9 protein-coding genes are annotated in these 9,460 nt (G+C 62.8%); 6 read left to right on the top strand and 3 right to left on the bottom strand.

All coding sequences use genetic code 11. The features are described from left to right. The first annotated feature begins 186 nt into the window (after positions 1-186). Both AC3A3Q_RS18655 and AC3A3Q_RS18650 read left to right on the top strand, forming a co-directional pair. Positions 187-489: a hypothetical protein gene (locus tag AC3A3Q_RS18655; RefSeq protein ID WP_487587639.1), complete on the top strand. Its 303-nt coding sequence runs from the start codon at positions 187-189 to the stop codon at positions 487-489. Positions 490-632: 143 nt separating this feature from the next. Next, positions 633-932, top strand: coding sequence for an immunity protein Tsi6 family protein (locus tag AC3A3Q_RS18650; protein ID WP_487587638.1), 300 nt, complete (start codon positions 633-635; stop codon positions 930-932). A 182-nt stretch (positions 933-1,114) separates the two neighbouring features. On the opposite strand, the gene AC3A3Q_RS18645 is transcribed toward AC3A3Q_RS18650, so the two are convergent. Continuing rightward, positions 1,115-3,742, bottom strand: coding sequence for an excinuclease ABC subunit UvrA (locus tag AC3A3Q_RS18645; protein WP_487587637.1), 2,628 nt, complete (start codon positions 3,740-3,742; stop codon positions 1,115-1,117). 302 nt (positions 3,743-4,044) lie between these two features. On the opposite strand from AC3A3Q_RS18645, the gene AC3A3Q_RS18640 reads away from it, so the two are divergent. Together AC3A3Q_RS18640 and AC3A3Q_RS18635 are read left to right on the top strand one after the other, a co-directional pair. Next, positions 4,045-4,677 (top strand): hypothetical protein, encoded by a 633-nt coding sequence (locus tag AC3A3Q_RS18640; protein ID WP_487587636.1) that lies wholly within the window; start codon positions 4,045-4,047, stop codon positions 4,675-4,677. 14 nt (positions 4,678-4,691) lie between these two features. Continuing rightward, entirely contained in the window at positions 4,692-4,910 is a 219-nt protein-coding gene (locus tag AC3A3Q_RS18635; RefSeq protein ID WP_487587635.1) for a polyprenyl synthetase, read from the top strand. Positions 4,911-5,092: 182 nt separating this feature from the next. Here the strand turns inward: AC3A3Q_RS18635 and AC3A3Q_RS18630 are convergent, their stop codons facing one another. Further along, on the bottom strand, positions 5,093-6,490 hold the full coding sequence (locus AC3A3Q_RS18630; protein WP_487587634.1) for an amidohydrolase family protein: 1,398 nt from the start codon (positions 6,488-6,490) through the stop codon (positions 5,093-5,095). Positions 6,491-6,713: 223 nt separating this feature from the next. Here AC3A3Q_RS18630 and AC3A3Q_RS18625 point away from each other — a divergent pair, with 223 nt between their 5' ends. Continuing rightward, positions 6,714-7,049 (top strand): hypothetical protein, encoded by a 336-nt coding sequence (locus AC3A3Q_RS18625; RefSeq protein WP_487587633.1) that lies wholly within the window; start codon positions 6,714-6,716, stop codon positions 7,047-7,049. 68 nt (positions 7,050-7,117) lie between these two features. Here the strand turns inward: AC3A3Q_RS18625 and AC3A3Q_RS18620 are convergent, their stop codons facing one another. Next, positions 7,118-8,125, bottom strand: a complete 1,008-nt coding sequence (locus tag AC3A3Q_RS18620; RefSeq protein ID WP_487587632.1) for an amidohydrolase family protein — start codon at positions 8,123-8,125, stop codon at positions 7,118-7,120. Positions 8,126-8,740: 615 nt separating this feature from the next. Here AC3A3Q_RS18620 and AC3A3Q_RS18615 point away from each other — a divergent pair. Beyond that, on the top strand, positions 8,741-9,355 hold the full coding sequence (locus AC3A3Q_RS18615) for a cupin domain-containing protein (protein ID WP_487587631.1): 615 nt from the start codon (positions 8,741-8,743) through the stop codon (positions 9,353-9,355). The last annotated feature ends 105 nt before the right edge of the window (positions 9,356-9,460 follow it).

The following is a 9,460-nucleotide window of genomic DNA, read 5'->3' as shown; positions in this document are numbered from 1 at the left end:
AGGCCGGATATACGTGCGCAGTCGACTAGGGCGCCGGATGCAGGATGCTTGCAGCAAGAGGAGGAGTCCATATACGGTCGTTGGGGCAGGGCGGAAGCGAAAGACCAGTGCTAATGTCCTCTTCGACCCAGAACGGACGCTCGAAGGCTTCGGCGGGGCCTGAGTGACACCAATGCAGGAGCGGGCATGGGCATCGACGTATATTGGAAGGACGAGCGTGGCGCGATTCTCGGTGCGGTCGATGATGACGGCGCACTCAGCGATATCAGTGGTCTCCTGCATCGACAGTCGGGTAGCGTTTGTCTGCGCTTTATCGACCCCGCAGGCGACGCCTGCTTCAACCAGCTACAGCTCCCCATCTTGTTACTGGAACTTCGCCAGTTGCTGCCGAACGTTCCCAAGCGGGCCAGCACGCATCTCCATGCGATCGTGCGGCTACTTGAGGGAGCATCAAGGACGCACACGTACATCTGGTTTCTTGGTGACTAGACGTCAGCTTCTGGCGATAGCGGACAGGGGTCCGGCGAGGTCGTCCGACCCAAGCGGTTGTTGGCCATGGGGTGCATCCCATTCGCTGGGGTGTGGCGACGGATGTATAACCGGACCCACGGGTCCGTCTAATCAGTAGTTGGGTGCCCGTGGACACGTCATCGGCTATCGAATGGTGCAAGAGCGAGGTGGCGCGATTGCCCGCACTTCTACCTTGGAAAAGCTCAGTGCTTTCCCAGTTGGACTACTGCGCTTCCGTCGTTGCTGGTGCAGCCGAGCCGGACAGCCTTGAGCAACTAACAATGGGCCTCATCACTGTGCGTGAAATGGACGGTTGGCCCGATGAACTGCCAGGCACCATAAGGCGAGTGGAGTATGAGCTTCAGCAGCAATTCTTACCGTACGCAGCTAAGGTGCGGCTGGGTATCCATCCGCGCACCTGACAATTCATTCAAGCCGAAGCCGCTTCGCGGCTCGGCTTAACTCAGGCGTTGGCGACCGCTCCTGGCCGAAAGCGGTCGTGGCCGCTGCCTCGGACGTCTGTGAGGGCCATTCCTTGCAACAGTTCGGCGACATTGCTTGCGGGCGAAATGTTCGGGCCCCTCGCAATCTCTTGTTTTTGCGCTCAAGGGAACCACTCTTTTAAGTAAGCGGCGGTTCGACTTTCCTTTGCACGGCTCACGTCTGCAGGCGTTCCGAACGCCACGACGCGCCCGCCTTCATCGCCCGCACCTGGCCCGATATCAACGACCCAGTCGCTGTCAGCTACCACACGCATGTCGTGTTCAATCACGACCACCGTGTTGCCGGCGTCGACCAGGCCATGCAGTTGCGTCATCAACTTGTCGACATCGGCCGGATGCAGGCCCGTTGTCGGCTCGTCGAGCACATAGAGCGTCTTTTCGCGCTGACTGCGCTGCAACTCCGTGGCCAGCTTGATTCGTTGCGCTTCGCCGCCGGACAATTCCGTCGCCGGCTGGCCCAGGCGCAGATAGCCCAGGCCAATGTCATGCAACAAGGCCAGGACGCGCTGGATGGGAGGTTCGTTCTCGAAGAACGCCAGCGCATCATCGACTGTCATGTCCAGCACCTGCGCGATGTTCCGCTCTTGCCATTTCACTTCGAGCGTCTTGCTGTTGTACCGACTGCCGTGGCAGGTCGGGCAGGGAGCATAGACGCTTGGCATGAACAGCATTTCCACGCTCACGAAGCCTTCGCCCTCACAGGTTTCGCATCGCCCTTTGTCGACGTTGAACGAGAAGCGCCCGGCCGTGTAGTGCCGTGCCTTGGCCAGTCTCGTCGCCGCGAACAGCTTGCGGACGTGATCGAACAACCCTGTATAGGTCGCCAGGTTTGACCGCGGCGTGCGACCGATTGGCTTCTGGTCCACGTTGACGATGCGTTTGAGCGCATCGGAACCAGCGCGTATGCGCCCCGAGGTCGTGGCGATCGGCCCCGGGTGCAGCACGTCCCCTTCGGGTTCTTCTGCGGGTTGTTCGTGTCCGAGGTGTTCGCCCATCAACTCCACCAGAGCCTGCCCGATCAGGCTCGACTTGCCCGAGCCCGACACCCCGGTAACGGTGGTCAATGCGCCGAGCGGCAAACTGACGTCGACGTCGCGGAGGTTGTGGCGCCGGATGCCTTCCAGTTCCAGCCAGCCCGTGGCTTCCCGTGGCGCGCGGTGTCGCCGGTCAGGTTTGGCGAACAGGTATCGGCGCGTCTGCGAGGGCTCGATGCTCCGTAAACCCGCCGGTGGTCCGCTGTACATCACTTGCCCCCCATGCTGGCCCGCGCCCGGTCCCACGTCCACGAGCCAATCGGCGCGATGCATGATGTCCAGGTCGTGTTCGACCACGAACACGGTATTGCCCGAAGCTCTCAGTCCTTCCAGCGCGGAATACAGGGCCTGGCTGTCGGCCGGATGGAGGCCGGCCGACGGTTCGTCGAGTACGTACACGACCCCGAACAGGTTTGAGCGGATCTGCGTGGCCAGTCGCAGCCGCTGCAGTTCGCCAGGCGACAACGTCGGACTCGGCCGATCCAACGCCAGATAGCCCAGGCCGAGCGCTTCCAGCGCGGCGATGCGCTCGAGCAGGTCGTGGGCGATGCGTTGTGCAGCAATGCGCTTCTCCTGCGACAGGTCAGGTGTACGGCGCACGTCTGCGCTGCCGGTGTGAGCGGGGCTTCCTGCGGCCACGCGCGCAGCAGCATCGTCACGGCTATTGGCTCGAGTGCGCCCCCGGCCCGCCGCAGGCTTGTCGAAGCGGCCTTCGGCGGCGGGCCTGAGCGCATCGGCCACGCGGCTCAGGGGAAGCCCCGAAAGCGTACCGATATCCAGTCCGGCGAAGGTGACCGACAAGGCGGCACGCTTGAGCCTGCGGCCGTCGCAAGTGGGGCACAAGGCGCCCACCATGTAGCGCGCCACCCGCTTCTTCATGAGGGCGCTCTGGGTGGTCGCAAACGTGTGCAGGACGTAGCGTCGCGCGCCACTGAACGTTCCCATGTAGGCAGGTTCGGTCTTGCGGCGCAGCGCCGTGCGGGTTTCGGCTGGTGTAAAGCCCGGATACACCGGCACTACCGGCTGCTCCTCGGTAAACAATATCCAGTCGCGATCCTTCTTCGGGAGCTTCGACCAGGGGATGTCAACGTCGTAGCCGAGTGTCACGAGGATGTCGCGCAGATTCTGTCCGTGCCAGGCCGGCGGCCAGGACGCGATCGCGCGTTCGCGGATGCTGAGCGACGGGTCGGGCACCATGGACTTCTCCGTCACCTCGTACACGTACCCCAGCCCGTGGCATTCGGGACAGGCGCCTTGCGGGGTATTGGGGGAGAAGTCCTCGGCAAAGAGCATCGGCTGCCTGGGCGGATACGTGCCCGCCCGGGAATAGAGCATCCGCACCAGGTTCGACAAGGTGGTCACGCTGCCGACAGTGGATCGGACGTTGGGACTTCCGCGCTGCTGCTGCAGTGCCACCGCCGGTGGAAGGCCCTCGATCGAGTCCACCTCCGGCACTCCGACCTGGTCGATCAGCCGTCGCGCGTACGGCGACACCGACTCCAGATACCGCCGCTGCGCCTCCGCGTACAAGGTCCCGAACGCGAGCGATGATTTCCCGGAGCCGGAGACGCCGGAAAACACCACCAGCGCATCGCGGGGGATGTCGACGTCGACGTCCTTCAGATTGTGCTCACGGGCGCCCCGGACACGAACGAAAGCGTCCGCAGTCCGAGCCTTATCAGTCCTGGTAGTCATCGATGGATTGGACTACACAGCCTGCCGCGATCACGTGAGGGGCGATTGCTGGCGGCGCTGGCGGCGTTGGTGCGACCTGGCTCGCCGCGCAAAGAGGCGTGCGAATGGAAGAACCGCGGCGATTAGAAGCACATCAAACACAAAGACGCTCCTCGAATGCTCTGGCACGTAAGCATCCGCACCTGGTGTGAGCGCCAGGTGACAGTTGCGAGGGCGAGATGGACGCTAGTACGGTCGCTTGGAAGACCGCTACTGTTAGGGTGCGAGACGTATCGTTTGAGCACCGCTCACAAGGAGATCCGATGAAGATCAAAGCCACGGACAAGGTGAACTATCCGCCCAGATGGAAGGATTACGAGGCTAATGTGCCGTCGGGCCTTCCCTGTATGGGGTTCGGAAAGCACACAACTGTCGGCGACGTGAACCGGTTCGGTGCGCGCTATAGGGCAGCGAAGTCGTTCAAGCATGCCGACTTTGCTGTCCTTAGCGACAGCACCGTGCACGGCTATACGGCGCTTATCAAGCTACTACTGTGTTACTCCGCGTTCGAGCATCTATTGGGTTGCCTGGGTTGGACGCAAAAAGACTTGGAAGGGGCCATACCCGCTGGCGAGCAGGACCGCGTCATGGAGAAGTTGCGCGGCATCGAGGGTCACGAGAAGTTCTTCGGGGCCGCCGCCGACCATCTTGGCGGCGACAAGAGCTTCGTCGAGGACTATTTGGCGGGCAAGTCGGTGAACCCGGCTGCACTGGCTGGAGCCGTTCGCCATGCGTTCGCCCACGGCAAACTCACGCCTGGCGCGGGAGGCAATGACGGAGCCTGCCCCAGTTGCTGCTTTGTCTTGGTCAAATTCCTCGGCGTTTTCATGGATCGAGAGTTCGTCGCGAGGGTGCAGCGCACGGATGTGCTGGTGCACAATGTGACGTGCGAATAGACCTGCGAGGCATCATGGATATTGAAGCCCTTCTGAGTGCGGCGTTGCGCGAGGCGGGTTACGGGCCGGACGCCATAGGCTCGGCGATGCCCAGGATTGTGCGCATTCTGGAGGCTGAGGATGTGCGTATCGAGATGGGTCGCAGCCTGTCGCGCAAGGAGCGCGAGTACGTGCGCCTTCAGCTCGAGCTTGGACTTGGCGTGCAGGAAGTCGTCGCAGGCTTGAAGAAGTGAGTAACAGCGATGCGCCCAAGCCCTGACTCACTGCAGGTGGTCGGAAGATGCGAATGCGGCTGCGCCTCGGTCGAATTCCAGCACCTTCGCCGTGGCCAACTCCCAAGTCTGGTGGCGGATGCAACTGGCGAAACCCTCACGGGCGAGCGCGTCGGCCTCGGCGCTGTTGACCCAGCAGTACGTCAGTCCCGGAGCCACGAGTCCCGCACGCCCGCGCCCATCGCGGCAAGGTCCTCTGGTGAGTACCAGTGCCCTGCGGCGACCACGCCGCGGATGCCACGCACGCGTTGGATGTCCTCGAGCGGGTTCTCGTGCAGCAGCACCAGGTCGGCATCGCTGCCCGGGGCGATCAGCGGTGCGAGCGGGCGGCCGCGAGCGCGATAGCGCGCCGGGTTGAGAGTGGCAGTTCGCAGGGCGTCCAGCGGCGAAAGCCCGGCATCGACCAGCAGCGCAAGCTCGTCGTGCAACGCGGAGCCGGGGAAGACCCAGGCCTCGTCCGAGGCATCCGTGCCCGCCAGGATTCCGACGCCGGCGCGGTGAAGTTCGCCCACCAGCTGTTTCTGGCGCTCGAAAACCTTTGCGCCGGCGAGTCGTTCCGCAGGTTTTCCATCGCGCACGAGGGCGAGCCATTCGGCGCGGGTCTCGGGCGGCACGAATGCCAGGCGCGGTTCGTCCGCGGGATCGTCATGCGCGACAACGAAATAGCCACGCGTCTGCACCAGCGTCGGCACTTGCCACACGCCGGCTTCCGCCAGCACCCGGGACTGAGCTTGGCAGGCGTCGGCATCGAAGCGGTCCAGGTTCGCCGCCAAGCGACCGTCGGCCATCAGACCCATGGAATCGGCCGAGGGATCAAGCTTGATCCAGTCGAGCGTGCCGGGAATGCAGGCTTCCAGGACGAGCGTCAAATGCTCGATCGTGCGTTGCCCGGCCCGCGCGACGTCCGTCGGCGACAGGGTCAAGGGCGTGTGTCCCTCGACGGGAATGCCAACGCGCTTTGCCTCCTCGGCGATCGCCTGGTAGTTCTCTGGCGAAAGGCCATCGTAGACCTTGATGAAGTCGTAGCCCAATCCCGCCAGCAGGCGCACCAGTTGCCGGCCGGCCTCGGGTGTCTCGACGGCGAGCCCGCTGGACAGCGCCGGCGGCGCACGGTCCAGCGCAGGGGAACCCCAAATCACGCGTGGGACTGGTCCTGCGGGTGAGCCGTTCGCGCGGAAGGCCATGCCCGATCCCAGATGGGTGGCTGCATCACGAATCCCGACAACGCCATTGGCAATGTACATCGGGTAGTGCCAGCGCTCGCGCCCCGCTCGATGGGCATGCGTGTGCATGTCCCAGAGACCTGGGGTCAGGTAGAGGCCGCGCGCGTCGACGCGCCGCAACGGGCCCGCCGCCAGGGCTTGCGATTCGGGCTGGATCGCTTGGATGCGGCCATCCCGAAATATTACGGTCTGCGACCGTTCGATGCGGCCGTCCTCAACGTGCACTACGTGCACGCCGGTGAGCGCGACGGGTTCGGCCTGCGCGAAGGCGGCGCCTGCCGCAACGAAGAGGGTCAGGGCGAGGACGAAAGGGCGCATACGGGCTCCGGGCCCACCCTGGGTCCGGGCGGAAGCCGAAGCTTAACGCAGTGGGTCGACCTGCTCTGGCACGCAAATAGAAGGTCGCGAACATTGGGGGCCTGAGTGCCGGGGCCGATGTTAACGTCCGCTTCCGACCCATAGCAGACGCTCGGCTAGATCCACCGCCGGGGGCGGTGCTAACGTCTGCTTACGGACCAAAGCAGACCTCGGGACTACCGGAATGTACTTCGCTCTCGCTAGCGATGATCTGATGCTTCATGTGTTCGCAAGCGTGACCGCGCTGACGGACTACTGCGAAGGCATTGACGTCGAGTCCGGCGGATGGCTGTTCTGGGACGAGAATGGAGCAGCCCTTGATCCTCGTTTCATCGAGCCCGTAGAGCGCTCCGGAAATTTCGCTGGCGGCGGGACCTACGTCCTCGAACAAGCTGTCGAGGCCGAACGGCTGGCGGTGACTCTGCACACGGCCAAGGCCTTGGACTCGAATCCGTACTTTGGTTCTCTCAACGAGGTGCGGAAACACATTGGCGGAGGAACGTCCACTCCTGGCCGATAGCGGGCATTCTCCATTGGCCCACACGACGAAGCATCACCCCGCAGCAAGCATGTGCCCGCCTTGGTGCCTCAGGAGCTCGCATGGTCGGCTGCGATTTCCTGCTCGCTCAAACGCAGGAAACGTGCCGCGTTGTTGTACAGGATGTCGCGCTTCTGCGCATTGTCGAGGAACGGCGCCTGTTCGATCGACCTGATCGCTTCCCCGATTGCGTCCGGCCAATACAACTGGTCGGTACCGAACAGAATGCGCTGACCGAAGCCGGCATCGACCATGCGCTTGAGTGCGTCGTGGAACTGGGCGCGGGGAAATCCCCAGTTGTTGCAGCTCACGTCCACGTAAAGGTTCGGGTAGGTGAACATCATCGCGATCATTTCGTCGATCAGCGGCGAACCGTAGTGCATCACGTAGATGCGAAGTTTCGGGTGCCTGCGCAGCACGTCCTCAAGGAGGAATGGCGAGCCCATACTGGCGCGGTAGCTCTCGTGGCCGGGAACGCGGGCCGTCGCCGGCGGGCCTTCGCCCAGATGGATGCCAACGGGGATGTCCAGTTCTTCGGCGAGGGCGAAATAGGGCTCGTACCGAGGGTCGTCAGGCCGCAAGCCGCGGTACTGGATATATGCCTCGCCCAGGACCGCCAGTTGGCCGGCGGCATGCAGGCGGCGTAATTCGGCGATGGACAGATCCTGGCGCTTGCCGAAGCCCACTCCGGGCAGGATCAAATCCGGCGCGATACGGCGCCAGTCGGCGACCCTATCCGGTGCACCTTCGGTCATTGCGCGCCGCACTCCATGCTGGCGCAATGCGGCAATGGTGCCGTCACGCAGTGCGTCGTCGCTGTCGGGTACAAGCATCGGGCTCGCACAGGTTGCGAACTTGGCGAAATCGAGCGGCTCCTTTGGGTCGATCGCCGGGCTGGTCACCCCATGGTCGCCGGGACAGGCCGCAGTGCCCGGAGGCAGGTCCAAGGGAAAGGCATGCACATGCATGTCTATCACCGGCCCGCCATGGGGGAACGCAGACGCCACCAGGGGATGGGCTGAGAGCAGGCAGAACAGTAGAACCAGCTTCCTTCGCATCGATGGCACTCCCGATCGCAACGACCGTCCAGAACGCCAACGCAGACGGGACTTTCGCCCGGACACCCTGGCGAACGTCGGCTTCTGGCCGAAATCAGACATTGGGGTTGGGGAGCGATGGGAAGGACTTGCGAATCATCCATGCACCGCGAACGTCTCCTCACTAGCGAGGTGGCAGTTTGCTACTTCTGCTTTACCGTGTTCCCACCCGACTCCATCAGCAACTGGTGCGACGGCGAGAATCAAGATCAGACCGCGATTTGCCCGCATTGTGGTGTGGACGCGGTCGTGGGATTTGACGGTCCTGTTGACGTCGCATGGGTAAAGGTTGCCCATGACCAAGGCTTCGGATAGATGTCCGCTTATGGCCGATAGCGGACCTTGATGTCAGTTCCCCGGCGGGGTGCCATGAATGTTTGATCTCGACCTTTCTTGAGCTGCGGATGTCGCGACGCACTCCGCCGCTTCGTGAGGTGCCCTTGGCTTGTCCGATCTCCGGGTGGAAAGGCGTTAGGTAATCAGGTCGAGAGCTTTATGGTCGTACCAGGTTCCGAAGTCTGGCTAGACAGAGGCGCAAAACGAGGGGGGCACATGCGCGGATGCTCGAGCGTAGCCTTGACTGCAGCGACGGTGCTCGCATTCGTGTGCGGTGGTGCGCATCCACACGACGGGATGGCTGCGGCGGCGCCCTCGAAGTCCGACGCCGAATCGAAGTCGCATATTGGGTCTCACCATTCGGGTGGAACCAAAAGTGGGTCGAGCCCAAATTTGCCCTGCCAAGCCTTTTCAAACCGACCGAAGAAGCCGCACGACTCCGCGGCCAACTTCTTTACGTTTGATCAGCTTGAATACAATTATCGCGTACCTGGAGAGTTCACCTATCGCCTAATCGGCGATCAGTACGGTTTTGAAACGCTCTCGTTCATCATTACCGAGACTCATCCTGGCGGCGGCCCGGGACTTCATGTGCATGACACTGAAGAGGCGCATGTACTGCTGGAAGGGAGCGCCCAATACCGGATAGGGGAGAACACACTCACCGTCGAAGCTCCCTACGTAGCAAAAGTACCGGCTGGGGTGCCTCATACGTTCATCAACGTGGGCGCGGAACCGTTTGCCCTCGTCGCAGTGTTTGCCTCAAAGCATCCCACCACGACCAGGGTCGGTGACAACCCCCTGGTTCCCTTGTGGCAGAGCCGGAATGGTTCTGCTCCTTGTCATGCACCCTAGTCCGTAAGTCCGGCTGAGATGACCGCTCCTGGCCGATAGCAATGGGATGGACTCCTCCTCACCTTGGCACCCGGTGGGTGCCAGACTGAATTTGCGAGACAGTCG

This window comes from Lysobacter sp. Soil_C_59, assembly GCF_057656415.1.
This window is presented reverse-complemented; position numbering and strand designations above follow the sequence as displayed.